Consider the following 15,856-nt stretch of genomic DNA (forward strand, 5'->3'; position numbering starts at 1 on the left):
GGCCGCCCGGACGGTGCCCGGACGGTGCGCCGTCAGCGCAGGCCGATCCCCAGGAGGGCGTCGGCGGCGTCGGCCACCAGCTCGCCGGCCAGCCGGTCGTCGTGTGCCCACGCGTCCAGCGCCGCGAGCGCTGCGGGGGTGTTCAGGTCGTCGGCGAGCGCGTCGCGCAGGGCCGCGAGCACGGCGCCGCCGTCGGCGCCCTCGGTCCCGGGCCGCCGGGCGGCGGCCCGCCAGCCGGCCAGCCGCTTCTCGGCCACCCGCAACAGGTCGGCGGTCCACTCCCGGTCCTGGCGGTAGTGGCCGGACAGCAGCGCCGTCCGCACGGCCATCGGGTCGACACCCTCCGCGCGCAACCGGGAGACGAACACCAGGTTGCCGCGGGACTTGGACATCTTCTCGCCGTCCAGCGCGATCATCGCGGCGTGCGTGTAGTGGTCGGCGAAGCGCTGCTGGCCGGTCAGTGCCTCGGCGTGGGCCGCAGAGCACTCGTGGTGCGGGAAGATCAGGTCGCTGCCGCCGCCCTGCACGTCGATGCCGGTGCCGAGCCGGCTGCCGGCGATCACCGCGCACTCGACGTGCCAGCCGGCCCGGCCGCGGCCCATCGGGGACTCCCAGGCCGGCTCGCCGGGCCGTTCCGTCCGCCACAGCAAGGGGTCGAGCGGGTCCCGCTTGCCCGGCCGGTCGGGGTCGCCGCCGCGCTCGGCGGACAGGGCCAGCATGGTCGGCGTGTCGTACCGCGACTCGTAGCCGAACCGGCCGGTGGCCGAGATGTCGAAGTAGACGTCGGGGTGGTCGGCGTCGTCGACCCGGTAGGCGGCGCCCAGGTCGAGCAGCCGCTGCACCGCGGCGGCGATCTCGCCCATGGCCTCGACGGCGCCGATGTAGTCGTCGGGCGGCAGGACGCGCAACGCCGTCATGTCGGCGCGGAACAGCTCGATCTGCTCGGCGGCCAGGTCCTGCCAGGCGACGCCGTCCCGGTCGGCCCGCTCGAGCAGCGGGTCGTCGACATCGGTGATGTTCTGGACGTAGTGCACCCGGTGACCCTGGTCCCGCCAGACCCGCTGCAGCACGTCAAAGGCCAGGTAGGTGGCGGCATGCCCGAGGTGGGTCGCGTCGTACGGGGTGATCCCGCAGACGTACAGCCGCGCCGTCGCCCCGGGCCGGCTCGGCCGGACGGTGCCGGACGACGAGTCGTACAACCGCAGTGCCGGCCGGTCGGCGGCCGTCCCGCCCGGTAGGTCCGGAACCTCGGGAGCTGGCCAGGCGCGCACCGGCCCACCCTAGCCAAGCGCCGGGCCGTCACCGCACCGTGCCGGCGGTCCCACCCGGAGGTGGCGGGTGAGGAACGCCGCCATGGTCTGCAGGAGCAGCAGCTGCGAGGACGCCCGGCGGTACTCGTGGCCCTCTCCCGCCAGCTCCAGGTAGGACACCGGCCGGTCCAGGGCCCGCAGCGCGGCGACGATCCGGTGCGCCTCGCCGACGGGCACGTTGGTGTCCAGCTCGCCGTGCACGACCAGCAGCGGCGCGGTGATCCGGTGCGCCCGCGGCAACGGGGACAGGCTGCGCAGCAGGTCCCGGTCGGCGACCGGGTCGCCGTACTTGGACACGGCCGCGGCGGCGATCCACGGCTCGCTCTCCCGGTAGAAGTGCAGCAGGTCCGACATGCCGCAGATGTCCACGCCCGCCGCGAACGTCCGGGGGAAGGCGACCAGCGCCGCCAGGGTCAGGTAGCCGCCGTAGGACCGCCCGGTGACGGCGATCCGATCCGGGTCGGCCAGACCGTGCCCGGTGAGGTACTCGACGCAGGACCGGACGTCGGCGATCGCGTCCCACCGGCCCAGTCGGTCGTCGGCGTGCACGAACGCCCGGCCGAAACCGCTGGAGCCGCGCACGTTCGGCGCGAACACCGTGATCCCGGCCGTCACCATGGCCTGGTGCTGCGCCGAGAAGACCGGCCGCTCCTGCGCTTCCGGGCCGCCGTGCAGACTCAGCATGGCCGGGCCGGGCCCGTGCGCTCCGGGCGGCCGGTACAGCCAGCCGGACAGCTCCAGCCCGTCGTGCGAGGAGAACCGGTGCAGCGTCGGGTGCACCAGGTCGCCGCTCGGGGGCAGCGTGCTCACCGTGACCGGCGCCGGACGCACCGCCCGCTGCGCCGGTGGTGCACCGCCGGCACCGGCCGGGCCGTCGCCGGGCGCGGACAGCACCGCCGCGACATCGACCCGCCACAGCTCGCGCGGCCGCTCCGGACCCTCGACGCAGAGCACGAGGCGGCTGCCGTCCCGGGACAGCGCACTGCCGGTGACGACCGGGCCGGGCAGGCCGCCGACCGGGACGCGGCGGCGGGTGGCGGTGTCCAACAGCTCGACCTCGCTGGCGCCGGCGACGTTCCAGACCAGCAGCAGCAGCCGGCCGTCCTCGTCGGAGTCCAGCTGCTCGAGCTCGGCGTCCTCCCGCTCGGCGAACACACCGGCGGCGCCGCGGCGGCCGTCCGGACCGATCGGCTGCGCCAGCAGCACCCGGCGCGGCAACCCGGCATCGGTGACCAGGTAGGCGATGTGCGGCTGCTCCTGCCCGGCCGGGGACCGGCGCAGCAGGCCGACGTCCGTCGAGCCGGTCGCCGGATAGGCCAGCAAGGGGTGGTCCCGGTCGGCGACGCGGTCGACCACGACGCAGAACTGCGCGCCGCGGGTGCCGTCCCGCAGCAGCAGGAACCGCTCGTCCGCGGACAGGTCCAGCACCGAGATCAGGGCGCCCTCGGCCAGCGGCCCGGTCTCGCCGGTCGCCGGGTCCACCACCACTGCCTGCGTCGGCTCCCCCGCCGCGACCGGCGCGAGGGTGACCACCAGCCGGTGGCCGGCGCGGGTCCACGGGCCGAGGGCGGCGTGCCGGTCCGCCGAACCAGCGACGTGGCGGCGGTGCGTGCCGTCCGGGCGGACGACCCAGACTTGTTGTCGCACACCGCCGTCCGTGGCCAGCGCGCACGCCAGCCACTGCCCGTCCGCGGACCAGTGCACGGCGACCGCGGGATGCGGGAACTCGACGACCCTTCCGGTGCCGGAGTCCTCGGCGTCCTGCACCCAGACCTGCGGGGAGCCGTTGCGGTCCCCCACCCACGCCACCTGGCGGCCGTCCGGGGACATCGTCGGCCCCCAGGACGCCGACGCCTCGACCCAGCGGCGTGCCAGATCACCGAGGCCCGTTCGGGTCTGCTGTTGCGGTGCCGTCATGCTCAGCGGATGTCCATGTCCTGCAACCACATCTCCAGCAACGCCAGTTGCCACAGCGCGTTGGAGCCCAGCGTGGTGCGGGTCTCGTTGGGCGCGGCGAGCATGCGCTCCACCGCGTCGGTGCGGAACAGCCCGCGGGCCCGGGCGGCCGGGTCGGTCAGCGCCTGGCGCACCCGCTCCAGGTAGGGGCCCTCGAGCTGGCGGATGGCGGGGACCGGGAAGTACCCCTTGGTGCGGTCGATGACCGCGTCCGGCACGACCCCGCGGGCCGCCCGCTTGAGCACGCCCTTGCCGCCGTCCGCGAGTTTCAGGGCAGGCGGGATGCGGCCGGCGAGTTCCACCAGCTCGTGGTCCAGGAACGGCACGCGGGCCTCGAGACCGCTGGCCATCGTCATGTTGTCGACCCGCTTGACCGGGTCGTCGACCAGCATCACGGTGGTGTCGTTGCGCAGCGCCGCGTCCACCGCCTCGTCGGCGCCGGGCCGGGCGAACGCCTCGGTGACGAACTCCGTGGCGACGTCGCGGTCGGGCATCCATCCGGGCGCCAGCACGTCGCCGAGCCGGTCGTACCGGCGGTCGAAGAACACCTGCGAATAGGCCTCGACGGCCTCGTTCCGCGGCACCCGGGCCAGCGGCGGGTACCAGTCGTAGCCGCCGAGCACCTCGTCGGCGCCCTGCCCGGACTGCACCACCTTCACCGACCGGGCCACGTCCTGGCTCAGCAGGTAGAAGGCCACGCAGTCGTGGCTGACCATCGGCTCGCTCATCGCGGACACCGCACCGTCGATGCCCGGCAGCAACCGGCTGCTGTCGATGGGGATGCGGTGGTGCCGGGTGCCGAAGTGCCGGGCCACCAGGTCCGAGTACTCGAACTCGTCCCCGGACTCGCCGCCGGCCGAGTCGAACCCGATGCTGAAGGTCATCAGGTCGCGCTGACCCGCCTCGGCGAGCAGCGCGACGACCAGGCTGGAGTCGATACCGCCGGACAGCAGCACGCCCACCGGCACGTCGGAGACCATCCGTCGCTCCACGGCGGCGCGCAGGCTGTCCAGCAGCGCCCGCTCCCAGTCCTGCGCCGACCAGTCCGCGCGCTCCGGGTCCCGGGTGAAGGACGGCTCCCAGTACAGGTGGTCGGTGGACGAGCCGTCCGGCTCCACCACCCGGACCGTGGCCGGGGGCAGCTTGCGGATGCCGGTCAGGATGGTCCGCGGGGCCGGGACGACCGAGTGGAACGTCATGTACTGGGCCAGCGCGACCCGGTCGATCGAGGTGTCGGCGCCACCGGCGGCGACGAGCGCCGGCAGGGTCGACGCGAACCGCAGCCGCCGCGCGTCCTGGTCCAGGTACAGCGGCTTGATCCCGAGCCGGTCCCGGCCCAGGACCAGCCGGCCGGTGTCCCGCTCGCTGATCGCGAACGCGAACATTCCCTTGAAGTGCCGGACGAAGTCGAGCCCCCAGTGCCGGTACGCCTTGGCGATGACCTCGGTGTCCGAGTGCGAGAAGAACCGGTGGCCGGCCGTCTGCAGCTCGGCCCGCAGCTCCCGGTAGTTGTAGATGCAGCCGTTGAAGACGGTGGTCAGGCCCAGCTCGGCGTCGACCATCGGCTGCGACCCGGCCGCGGACAGGTCGATGATCGACAGCCGCTGGTGGCCGAAGGCGGTCGCGCCGGAGGACCAGACGCCGTGCCCGTCCGGGCCGCGGTGGGCCAGCCGGCTGCAGCCCCGCTCCACGGCGCCCACGTCGGGACGTTCGCCGTCGAACCGCACCTCACCGAACAGGCCGCACACGGTGCCTCCTCCAGTCCGTGGCCGAGCGGTGCCGGGGCCGGGCGGGGCGGTGCCCGCCGCGGACGGCCGGCCGGCCGTCAGGCCCCGGCGGACGCATCGCCACCGAGGATCCAGGTGTCCTTGGCCCCGCCCCCGCGGGACGAGTTGACGACCATGCTGCCCTGCGGCGCGACCCGGGTCAGTCCCAGGGGCGCGACCGCGACGTCGTCGGGCCCGGTGCCGGTGACGTAGGCGAACACCCGCAGGTCGACGTGCCGGGGCAGCACCTCGCCGCCCATCGCCGTCGGGTGCGACGACAGCGCCACCACTTCCTGCGCCACCCACTCGGCGGGGTCCTGGGCGATCTCCCGCCGGCGGACCGAGACCTCGGCCGCCGACGCGCTGGGGCCGATCAGCACGCCGCGCCCGCCGTAGCCGCTGATGGGCTTGGTGACCAGCTCGCCGACCCGTTCCAGGACCAGCCGGAGTTCCTCCGGGTCGGCGCACCGGTAGGTCGGGACCTGGGGCAGCAGCGGCCGCTCGTCCAGGTAGTGCGCGACCAGGTCGGGGACGCTGCAGTACATGGCCTTGTCGTCGGCCAGGCCGTTCCCCGGGGCGTTCGCCAGCGCCACCCCACCGCGGACCGCCACCTCGAGCACCTCGGCGCCGACCGGGCGGCCGGCGCCGTCGGTGAGGTCCGCCGGCTCGGTGTCCAGTCGCAGGTACAGCACGTCGAACGGCTCCCCGTCCGGCCCCCGCACCCGGCCGCCGCCGACGGCGACCTGGTCCGGCGTCACCAGCGTGAGCCCGGCCTGCTCGGCCAGCATGCGGTGCTCGAACCAGGCGGAATTGCCGGCGCCGTCGGACAGCAGCGCCACCCGGGCGTCCGCCGGCGCGACCCCGCGGGCGCAGGCCCGCAACGTCCGGCCGAGCAGTGCGGGCACGGTCGCCGGGTCCAGCAGTCCCGGCGGTCGCGGCAGGTCCGGCGCCAGCTCGTCCATGGCGCGGCGCAGGGCCAAGGCGTACGCGACCCCGGACGGGACCCGGACGTTGTCCTCCAGGACCAGCCAGCCGCCCGTCTCGGTGCGGACCAGGTCGAACCCCATGACCGGTGCCCGGACGACACCGTCCGGCAGCCGCGCCGCCTCGGCGCGCCAGCCGGGGCAGCCGTGCAGGGCCTCGGCGGACAGCACGCCGTCCGCGACGATCCGGGCCGGCCCGTAGGCGTCGCGCAGGAACGATTCCAGCGCGCGGGCCCGTTGCGCCAGGCCGGGGACCAGCGCCGCCCACTCGTGCGCGGGCACGACCCTGGGCAGCAGGTCCACCGGGAACGGCAGCTGCCGGCCGTCGACACCGAAGGTCATCCCGGCGTCCAGGGTCCACCGGTCGACGTCGGGACGGCGCTCGACCAATTGCTCCAGGCCTGCCGTCCCGAGCGCCTCGAACAGCGGCCGGTAGGCGGGGCGGGCGTGCCCGCCGGCGGTGAACGCCTCGTCGCCGGCCCGGGCGGGGTACCGACGCGGTGCCATCCGGCCCTCCGAGGTCACCCGGCCGGCGGTCTCGGCCACCACCAGGGCGACGACGTCCCGCAGCTCGCCCCGCTCGGCCAGCGCGGCACGCTGCCGGTCGGCGCTGTTGCCGCGGGCGAGCGTCGCCTCCGCCAGCTCCCCGACGGTGTCCAGATCACCGAAGTCCTCCAGTGCTGGCCGCAGCCGGGCGATCATGCGACGGATCGCCACGGCCGCCGGCACCGGTTGCGGCCGCCGGTCGTCGGAGAGCAGGTCGCCGGTCAGGCCGCTGCGCGCCGCGCGCCACATGGCGGCACGGTGCAACGGCGCCGGCACCACCTGGTACGGGTCGCCGATGCGGTGGGCCCGTTCGGCCGTCGCGACCATGGCCCGGAACAGGCCGGCGATCAGCACCGCGTCGTCCACCAGCGGGCACGCGTCGGTGACCCGGAGCTCGACGGTCGGGGCGTGCGCCGACGGTCGCACGTCGAAGTACGCCATCTTGGCGTCCGCGATGACGCCGCTGGCGATCAGGTCGGCGAGCAGGGTGTCGTACTCGGCCGCGGAGGCCAGCGGGCCGGTCGCCCCCGCGGTCGGCCAGCGCTGCCAGATGATCGTGCGGATGCTGGAGTACCCGGTGTCCTCGCCGCGCCAGTACGGCGACGACGCGGACAGGGCGAGCAGCAGCGGCAGGTCCGGCATGATCCGCTGGGTGACGTCCACGGCCACGTCGCGGTCGGCCAACCCGACGTGCACCTGCAGCCCGCAGATCAGCTGCTCGTCGACCAGCAGCCGGTAGTCCTGCTGCATCCGCCCGAACCGTCCCGAGGCGGTGAGCTCGAAGTCGTCCTCCGAGGACAGCGGCGGCGTGCCCACGGCGGCCACCTGCAGCCCGTCCCGGGCCGCGGCCTCGATCAACCTGCCGCGCAGTCCCTCGATGTCGGCCCGCAACTCGCCCAGCGTGTCCCACACGCCGGTGTTGGTCTCGACCGTGGTGCGTTGCAGCTCGGCACCGAAGCTCTCCGCGGGCAGCTGCGCCAGCAGCTGCGGGGCCCGCGGGGCCAGCCGGCAGGTCTCGGGGTCGACCAGGTGCAGCTCCTCCTCCGCACCGAGGGTGAAAGCGGCGGCGACCATGCGGCGACGCTAGACGAGCGACGTTTCGTCCGTGTGGCGTGCAGCTGCGGCGCGCCATCGCGCGGGCGGGATCGGCCCGAGCCCTCCAGAGCCGTCCAAGACCGGTGGTCAGCGGGCCGGCACGACGTGCCGGTTGGCCTGCAGCAGGGCCGCCTGCCACCGCTCCAGCCGGGTGCCGCGGACGTGTCCGGGCGGCGACGACGCCGGGAACATCAGGTTCCCGGGGTCGCGGCGGTGCGGCAGGTTCAGGGCGTGGCCGAGCTCGTGCGCCAGCACCGTCTCGTCGTAGTTGTGCACGTCGCCGGGGTCGAACAGCGCGGCCTGGGTGATCACCCAGTCCGCGGAGGTGCCCAGCGAGCAGCCGGTGGTGCGGCCGGCGATGTCCCGGACCACGACGACCGTCAGCGGCGTGCCGACCAGGTCCAGCCGATTGGGCGCGTGGCGGGTGTAGAAGGCGGTGCGGCCCAGCAGGTCGTCGAGCAGCAAGGCCCGGTCCGCCCGCGGGTCCAGCGCCTCCCGCGGCGCCGGCACGTCCACCACCCGGATGCCGGTGGTGCGGACCCGGATGCCCGCCTGCTCGGCGAACACCCGGTCGGCCAGCTCGAGCGACGGGCGGACCGCGTCCGGAGTGCAGAGCGCGACGCCGTGCTCGTCGGAGAGGATCACCACCTCGACGCGCAGCGTCCCGGGCGCCGGGGTGCGGCCGGTGACCGAGTCCCGCACGGCCTCGCCCACCCGCGCCGCGCCGTTGCCCACGTCCAGCGTGACGCCCGCGACGGTGCGCGCCAGCGTGCGCGCGACCCGCCCGGCGAACCGCACCGCCTCGCCGGCGGGCCGGGCCGCGCCGCCGGTAGGGCGGCCGTCGGTCACAGCGGCGGCCAGGGGATCGGCGTGCGGCCGCGCGGCGGCTTGCGGAAGACCGGGTAGCGCCGCAGCCGGGCCACCCGCTCGCCGAACACCCGGACCTCGGCGACGGTGAGCAGCTCGTGCAGGCGGTCGGAGAGCTCGCCGTCCAGACCCGTCGCGAGCCGGTCGAGCCCGTCCTGCACGGCGTCCGGCAGCGGCTCGCCGGCCCAGCCCCACAGGATCGTGCGCAGCTTGTCATCGCAGTGGAAGCACAGGCCGTGGTCGACGCCCAGCACCCGCCCGTCGGGGGCGGCCAGCACGTGGCTGCCCTTGCGGTCGGCGTTGTTCACCACCAGGTCGAACCCGGCGAGCACGGCCAGCGCCGGGACGTCGGCATGCACGACGGCGATGTCCCGGCCGACCATGTCGACCGCCCGCAGCACCGGCAGCCAGCCCGGCGGGATGCGGTCCTCGGGCACCAGGTCGACGAGCTCGCCGGGGCCGGGACCTGTGTCGAGGTCGTCGATTCCGTCGTCGGCGTCATCGGTCCCGTCGTCGGTGTCGTCGCCGTCCGGGTCGCCGGCCTCGTCGCCGTCGAGCCCTTCGGTGTCGAGCGGCGGCGCCGTCTCGATCCACTGCTGCACCATGCCGGCGCCGAACGGGCCGGGCCGCAGCAGCGTCGTCGGCACGCAGTCCCAGCCGGCGGCGACCGCGACCTGGTAGGCGGCGACCTCGCGCTGCGCCAGGGTCCCGTCCGGGAAGTCCCACAGCGGGCGCTCGCCGCGGACCGGCTTGTAGACGCAGTCGACGGCGACGCCGTCGAGTTCCGCGACCGCGCGCAGGGTCAGGTTGGAGGCGTCGCTGATCCGGCCCTGCACGGTGAGGTCGCCCAGGGCGAGCACCTCGCGGACGGCGTCGGGGTCGAGCGGGGCGCCGGTCACCGCGCCGTCCGCCGGCTCGGGGCCGGGACGTGCGGCCGCCGTGTCAGGCAACGCCACCCCGGTGGTACCCGTTGAGCCGCGGGCAGATGTGCCCCTCGGGGTCCAGCGGGTTCGAGCACAGCGGGCACGGCGGCCGCCCGGCCGCCACGACACGCTCGGCTCTGCGCGCGAACTCGCGGGCCTCGGCCAGGGACAGGAAGACGCGCAACGCGTCCGGCCCGTCCTCGCGGTCCTCCAGGACGACGTCCTCGCCGACCTCCTCGTCGGAGATGGCCAGCAGCTCGACGATGACCTGCGAGCCCTCGCCGTCCCAGGCGAGACCCATGGTGCCGACGCGGAACTCGGCGTCGACCGGCGTCGTCAGGGCCAGATCGGCGTCGGCGTGACCGGTGCTGCCGATCTCCGCGCCGAACCGCCGGGCCACCTCGGTGATCAACGAGTCCAGCCGGTCGGCCAGCACCGCGACCTGCTGCTTCTCGCAGGCGACGGAGAAGACCCGGCGACCGTCGGCGACCTGCAGGTAGAACTCGCGCTCACCTGGCTGCCCGACGGTTCCGGCGAGGAAACGGTCGGGCGAGCGGAAGACGTGGATCTGTCGCGACATGGCGTCCTCCAGACTATGCCAACGCCCGGCGGGACCGGCCGCTGCCGGGCCGCTCGGGGACCACCGGTCGGGTGTTCAGCGGGTCTCGCCGCCGGGGACGGCGTCCGACGCCCGGTCCGGGTCCGGGCCCGCCGGTCCCCCTCCTGCCGGGCCGCCGGCGCCCGCGGGTGCCGTTGCGTCACCGGTGCCGGTGCCGTCCCCGGTGCCGGCCGGAGGGGCCGGCGGCGGGCGGAGGGTCCCGAGGTCCCCGGCGTCGTTGATCCGCTCGACGAACGGCCGGAGCGGCGTGTACCGGATCACCGACAGCGACGCCGGGGACACCACGATGCGCTGGAACCCGTCCAGGTGCAGCCCGAGGGCGTCGGCCAGCACGGCCTTGATCACGTCGCCGTGACTGCAGACCAGCAGCACGCCGTCCTCGCCCGCCGCGGCGGCCAGCGACCGGACGGCGGTCACCGCCCGCGCCGACACGTCGGCCAGCCCTTCTCCGCCGGGGAAGACCGCCGCGGAGGGGTGGGCCTGCACCGTCCGCCACAGCGGCTCGGACGCCAGGTCGGACAGCGTGCGGCCGGTCCAGTCGCCGTAGTCGACCTCGGCGAACCGGTCGTCGACCTGCACGGCCAACCCGGTGGCCGCGGCCAGCGGCTCCAGCGTCTGCCGGCAGCGGGTCAGCGGCGAGCTGTACAGCGCGTCGAAGGTGACGGACGACAGCCGGTCGGTCACCCGCCGGGCCTGCTCCCGCCCGGTGTCGTCCAGCTCGACGCCCGCCGAACGGCCGGCGAGGACCCCGGCCACGTTGGCCGAGGACCGGCCGTGCCGCAGCAGCACCACCGTCGCCATCACGCCACGTCCTTGAGCACGCCGGTGGACAGCAGCACGATGAGCAGTGCGCCGACCAGCCAGCGGTACCAGACGAAGACGGTGATCTTGTGCCGGGCCACGAACCGGAGCAGCCAGGCCACCGATGCGTAGGCCACGACGAACGAGACCACCGTGCCGACCAGGGTGGGCAGCGCGCCGACACCGCCCTTGACGGCGTCCGGCAGCTCGAACACCCCGGCGCCCACCAGGGCGGGGATCCCCAGCAGGAAGGACAGCCGGGTGGCGGCCACCCGGTCCAGGCCGCGCAGCAGCCCGACGGAGATCGTCGCGCCGGAGCGGGACACGCCGGGCACCAGCGCCAGGCACTGGGCCACGCCGATGAGCAGGGTGTCGGTCCAGGTCAGCTCGCGCTCGGCGCGGTCCTGCCGGGCCAGCGCCTCGGCCACCAGCATGACGACGCCCCAGACGATCAGGGCGACGGCCACCACCCACAGGCTGCGCAGCGGGCCGGTCACCAGGTGCCGCCCCAGGTACCCGGCGACGACGATCGGCAGCGACCCGACGATGACCAGCCAGGCCATCCGGTAGTCGGGGTCGGACCGGTGCGCCGCCCGGAAGAGCCCGCGGAACCAGGCGCGCAGCAGCCGGACGATGTCCGCGCGGAAGTAGATGATCACCGCGATGATCGCGCCCACCTGGATGACGGCGGTGAAGCCGGTGACCGACGGGGACGAGATGTCGTAGCCGAGCAGCCGCGCGACGATGGTCAGATGTCCCGTGGAGGACACCGGCAGGAACTCGGTGAGCCCCTCGACGATGCCCAGCAGGACGGCGGCCAGCAGCGTCATCCGAGCACCCCGGCCGCCCGTGCCGTCGTCATGACACGCTCCAGCACCGCGGCCCGTTCGGCACCGTCCGTGCCCGGCAGTGACACGTTCACCGTGCCGACCCCCCTGTCCCTGTAGACGGCCAATCGTCGGCCGATGCGTGCGTCGTCCCCGAGCAGGCTCGTGGCGTCGAGGAACTCGAACGGCACGGCTGCCCGGGCACCGGTGTGGTCCCCGGCCAGGAAGCGGTCCTGGACCTCGTCGGCCTCGGTCCCGAAACCCATCTCGGTGGCCTGCCGGTGGTAAAAGTTCGCGGTCCGCGAGCCCATTCCGCCGACGTACAGCGCGGCCTCCGGGCGGACCCGGTCCGCCGCCACCCCCGGGTCCGGGTCCAGCGACACGGGCACCTGCACCGCGATGTCGATCCCGGCGGGGTCGCGGCCGGCCCGGCGGGCGGCGTCCGCGATGCGGTCGAGCTGTCGCCGGCCGGTCTCCGGGTCGAAGAAGATGCCCAGCCAGCCGTCCGCCACCTCGCCGGTCAGCTCCAGGTTCCGCGGCCCGATCGCGGCCAGGTACACCGGGATCCGCGGCCGGACGGGCGCCAGCGACAGCAGCAGCGGCTTGCCCTGGCCGTCCGGCAGCGGCAAGGGGTAGTGCGGGCCGTCGGCGGTCACCCGGCGCCGGGACAGGGCACGACGGACGACGGCGACGTACTCCCGCGTCCGACCGACCGGGTCGGCGAACGGCACGCCGTGCCAGCCCTCCGACACCTGCGGTCCGGACACGCCGAGACCCAACCGGAAGCGGCCGCCGGACAGGGCGTCCAGCGTGGCGGCGGTCATCGCGGTCATCGCGGGGGTACGCCCCGGGATCTGCAGGACGGCCGAGCCGATGCCGATCCGCTCCGTGCGGGCGGCGATCGCGGCGAGCACGGTCGGCGCGTCGGAGCCGTAGGCCTCGGCGACCCACACGCAGTCGAAGCCCAACCGGTCGGCGGTGACCGCGAGGTCGACGGCGTCCGCGAGCTGCTGCGCGGAGGTCGCGTAGCCCAGGCTGAGCCCGAGTCGCATCGGCGTCGCACCTTCTGCCGGTCGAGAGGGCCGCCCGGCGGGCGGCCGCGCATCACCGTACTGGCCGCGGAGGTCAGGTCCGGGTTGGACCGCGGCGCCCGGCACGGCCGGCGCCGTGGCGGCGACCGGCTCGGTTAGGTTGCCTGTCATGGAGACACGGCGGGTGGGACGCAGCGGGCTGACCGTCTCCCGGCTCGCCCTCGGCACGATGACCTGGGGTCGGGACACCGACGCCGATGCGGCGGCCGCCCAGCTCGAGGCGTTCGTCGAGGCCGGCGGCACGCTGCTGGACACCGCCAACGTCTACGGCGACGGTGACGCCGAGTCGATCATCGGGACGCTGGTCCCCGACGTGGTGCCGCGCTCGGACGTGCTGCTGGCCACCACCACGGTGGGCGCGGGCGGCGGACGAGGGCGGCTGCTGGCCGCGCTCGACCAGTCGCTGGCCCGGCTGGGCACCGACCACGTCGACCTGTGGCAGGTGCACGGCTTCGACCCGGCCGTGCCGTGGGAGGAGACCTGCGGCGCCCTGGTCACCGCGGTGCAGTCCGGCCGGGCCCGCTACATCGGGGTGTCCGGCTTCTCCGGGTGGCAGCTGGCCACCGTCGCCACCTGGCTGCGCGCCAAGGAGCATCCGCTGGTGGCGGTGGAGCACGAGTACTCCCTGGTCGAACGGCAGGCCGAGGAGTCGGTGCTGCCGGCGGCAGCGCTGCACGGTCTCGGGCTGCTGGGCTGGGCCCCGCTGGGCCGCGGGGTGCTGACCGGCAAGTACCGGCACGGCACGCCCGCCGACTCGCGGGGAGCCTCACCGCACTTCGCCCGGTACGTGGGCCGGCACCGGACCGCCGCCGCAGGGCGGGTGGTCGAGGCGGTGGCCACTGCGGCCGAGGGGCTGGGCACGTCGCCGCTGGCCGTCGCCTGCGCCTGGGCGCGGGACCGGCCCGGCGTGTCCGCCGTCGTCGTCGGCGCCCGCGACGCCGCGCAGTTGCTCGGCGTGCTGGCCGCCCAGGACCTGTCGCTGCCCGCCGAGATCGTCTCCGCCTTGGCCGACGTCAGCGACCCGGCGGGCGAGCCCGCCGCTCCGTGACCCGCTGGCCGTGCCCCGCCTGACCTCCGGCAGCGACCTGCGCGCCGACGCCCCGGACACCGCCGTGTCCGCGCCCGCCCCTGGGAGCGCTGCCGCGGTGTTCACCGAGTTCTGTGCGGCCGGGCTGTGGCCCGGTGTCGGCGCCACCCTGCAGCGGGCGCTCGCCGGCGCCGGGCTGCGTACCCCCGGACAGGTGTCGGTGGCGGCGCTGGCTGCGCTGCCGTCGGTGACGCCGCGCCGGGCCGAGCGGCTCTACACCGCCTGGATCGGGGCGTCGCACCTGTACGAGCTGGCCGAGGTACTGGTCCCGCAGGAGCTGCCGGTCCGGTGGTCGGCCCGGCTGGTCGACCTGCTGGGCGACGACGCGCTGGCCACCCTGCGCGCGGACCCGTGGCGGCTGCTCGAGCTGCCCGACGCCGCGGTGGCCCAGGCCGATCGGTTGGCGCGGGCCTTCGACCCGGCCACCGACCGGTCGGACAGCCGCCGAGGGCGCGCCCTGGTCGACTGGACGCTCGCCCGGTTCGCCCGCCAGGGTCACACGGTGACCCCGGTGCCCATGGTGCGGGAGGCGCTGGCGCCGTTCGGGGTCGACGCGGACGCGGCCGTGCGGGACGCGGTGGCCGCGGGATCGGTGCAGCAGGTCGGTGACCCGGCCGCGCCGGCCCTCTGCCGCACCGCCCTGGCAGCCGCCGAGGACGCCATCGCCGAACACCTGGCTCGGCTGGTGTCCACCGGGCGGTCCCTGGCCGGCGACCGCGCCGTCACCGCCGCCGCCCGCGATCTGGACGACACCCAGGCGCTGGCCGTGGGTCTCGCGTCCCGGCAGGGCGTGTCGGTGCTCACCGGCGGTCCCGGCACCGGCAAGAGCCGGACGGTCGCCGCCGTCGTCGCGCTGTGCACGCGGGTGGACGCGGCCGTGGCGCTGGCCGCACCGACCGGCCGCGCCGCGAAGCGGCTGGAGGAGCTGACGGGTCATCCGGCCACGACCGTGCACAAGCTGCTGGGCGCCTGGCGCCGGCCGGGCACTCCCGGCTCGGCCGGCGCGGGCTCGGGCACGGCGGGCTTCGACCACGACGCGGCGCACCCGATCGAGGCGGACCTGGTGGTGGTCGACGAGGCGTCGATGCTGGACGTCGAGCTGGGCGCGGCGCTGCTGGCCGCCGTCCCGGACGCGGCGCATCTGGTCGTCGTCGGTGATCCGGCGCAGCTGCCCTCGATCGGGCCGGGCCGGCTGCTGGGTGACCTGCTGGACTCCGGGACGTTGCCGGTGACGGAGCTCTCCACGCTGTACCGGCAGAGCGAGGGCGGCGCGATCGCGCGGCTGGCGACCGCCGTCCGCGGCGGGGCGCTGGTCGCACCGCCCGCCGGCGACCACGAGGTGGTGGTGGTGCCGTGCCGCGGGTCCGACGAGGCGGCGCACCGGGTGGTGCAGCTGGTCACCGACTCGATCCCGCGGGTCTTCGGAGCCTCGGGCGACGCGGTGCAGGTGGTGACGCCGGTGCACCGCGGGCGGGCGGGCACCCAGGCGCTGAACCGGGCGCTCAAGGAGCTGCTGAACCCGGGACGTGGCGTCGTCCGCGGCTTCGACGCCGGGGACCGGGTCGTCGCGACGGCCAACCATCCGGAGGCCGAGCCGGCCGGGTTCGCCAACGGCGAGGTCGGCACCGTGCTGTCCACGGGCGACAACTCGCTGCGGGTGACGTTCCCGGGCGGCGACGCCGACGTCTCCGGCAAGGCGCTCGGCGACCTGCTGCACGGGTGGGCGATCACCGTGCACCGCGCGCAGGGCTCCGAGTGGGAGGCGGTCGTCGTCGTGCTGCCCCCCGAGGCCGGTGCCATGCTGTCCCGGCCGCTGGTCTACACCGCGCTGACCAGGGCGAAGCGACACCTGTCGGTGGTCCACGCCGCCGGGCCGGCGCTGGCCCGGTCGGTGCGCGACGTCGGGGCGGAACCGCGCCGCACCCGGCTGGCGCCCTTGCTGGCAGAGCGGCTGGGTCCGGCCGACCGGTGAGATCCCGGCGGCG

At 75.5% G+C, this 15,856-nt stretch carries 12 protein-coding genes; 2 read left to right on the plus strand and 10 right to left on the minus strand.

Features of this window, described 5'->3' with window-relative positions:
- Positions 1-32: 32 nt before the first annotated feature.
- The 10 genes from mshC to IEY37_RS05585 all read right to left on the minus strand — a co-directional run bounded on the left by mshC (position 33) and on the right by IEY37_RS05585 (position 12,745).
- Positions 33-1,271 (minus strand): cysteine--1-D-myo-inosityl 2-amino-2-deoxy-alpha-D-glucopyranoside ligase, encoded by a 1,239-nt coding sequence (gene mshC, locus IEY37_RS05540; protein ID WP_188940504.1) that lies wholly within the window; start codon positions 1,269-1,271, stop codon positions 33-35.
- Between the two features lie 9 nt (positions 1,272-1,280).
- Positions 1,281-3,227, minus strand: coding sequence for a S9 family peptidase (locus tag IEY37_RS05545; protein WP_188940505.1), 1,947 nt, complete (start codon positions 3,225-3,227; stop codon positions 1,281-1,283).
- Between the two features lie 2 nt (positions 3,228-3,229).
- Positions 3,230-5,014: an N-acetylglutaminylglutamine amidotransferase gene (locus IEY37_RS05550; protein WP_188940506.1), complete on the minus strand. Its 1,785-nt coding sequence runs from the start codon at positions 5,012-5,014 to the stop codon at positions 3,230-3,232.
- 77 nt (positions 5,015-5,091) lie between these two features.
- A complete protein-coding gene (locus IEY37_RS05555; RefSeq protein ID WP_188940507.1) occupies positions 5,092-7,635 on the minus strand; it encodes a carboxylate--amine ligase/circularly permuted type 2 ATP-grasp protein in 2,544 nt (847 codons plus the stop codon).
- A gap of 108 nt (positions 7,636-7,743) precedes the next feature.
- Positions 7,744-8,505 carry a zinc metalloprotease gene (locus IEY37_RS05560; RefSeq protein WP_188940508.1) on the minus strand — a complete coding sequence of 254 codons (762 nt, stop codon included), beginning with the start codon at positions 8,503-8,505 and terminating at the stop codon, positions 7,744-7,746.
- Positions 8,502-9,422: an SCO1664 family protein gene (locus IEY37_RS05565; RefSeq protein WP_188940509.1), complete on the minus strand. Its 921-nt coding sequence runs from the start codon at positions 9,420-9,422 to the stop codon at positions 8,502-8,504. The genes IEY37_RS05560 and IEY37_RS05565 overlap by 4 nt, the downstream gene beginning before the upstream one ends.
- Positions 9,423-9,465: 43 nt before the next feature.
- The gene (locus IEY37_RS05570; protein ID WP_188940510.1) at positions 9,466-10,026 is read right to left on the minus strand and encodes a DUF3090 domain-containing protein; all 561 of its coding nucleotides are present in this window, start codon (positions 10,024-10,026) and stop codon (positions 9,466-9,468) included.
- 75 nt (positions 10,027-10,101) lie between these two features.
- Entirely contained in the window at positions 10,102-10,866 is a 765-nt protein-coding gene (locus IEY37_RS05575; RefSeq protein ID WP_188940843.1) for an MSMEG_4193 family putative phosphomutase, read from the minus strand.
- Positions 10,866-11,696 (minus strand): undecaprenyl-diphosphate phosphatase, encoded by an 831-nt coding sequence (locus IEY37_RS05580; RefSeq protein WP_188940511.1) that lies wholly within the window; start codon positions 11,694-11,696, stop codon positions 10,866-10,868. The genes IEY37_RS05575 and IEY37_RS05580 overlap by 1 nt, the downstream gene beginning before the upstream one ends.
- Positions 11,693-12,745, minus strand: coding sequence for an LLM class F420-dependent oxidoreductase (locus IEY37_RS05585; protein ID WP_188940512.1), 1,053 nt, complete (start codon positions 12,743-12,745; stop codon positions 11,693-11,695). Before IEY37_RS05585 ends, IEY37_RS05580 begins: the two co-directional genes overlap by 4 nt.
- Before the next feature lie 148 nt (positions 12,746-12,893).
- On the opposite strand from IEY37_RS05585, the gene IEY37_RS05590 reads away from it, so the two are divergent.
- Together IEY37_RS05590 and IEY37_RS05595 are read left to right on the plus strand one after the other, a co-directional pair.
- Entirely contained in the window at positions 12,894-13,832 is a 939-nt protein-coding gene (locus IEY37_RS05590; RefSeq protein ID WP_188940513.1) for an aldo/keto reductase, read from the plus strand.
- A 10-nt stretch (positions 13,833-13,842) separates the two neighbouring features.
- Positions 13,843-15,843, plus strand: a complete 2,001-nt coding sequence (locus IEY37_RS05595; RefSeq protein ID WP_229673945.1) for an AAA family ATPase — start codon at positions 13,843-13,845, stop codon at positions 15,841-15,843.
- Positions 15,844-15,856: the final 13 nt, after the last annotated feature.

It is taken from the genome of Nakamurella endophytica (assembly GCF_014646215.1).
GTDB classification, from domain to species: Bacteria; Actinomycetota; Actinomycetes; order Mycobacteriales; family Nakamurellaceae; genus Nakamurella; species Nakamurella endophytica.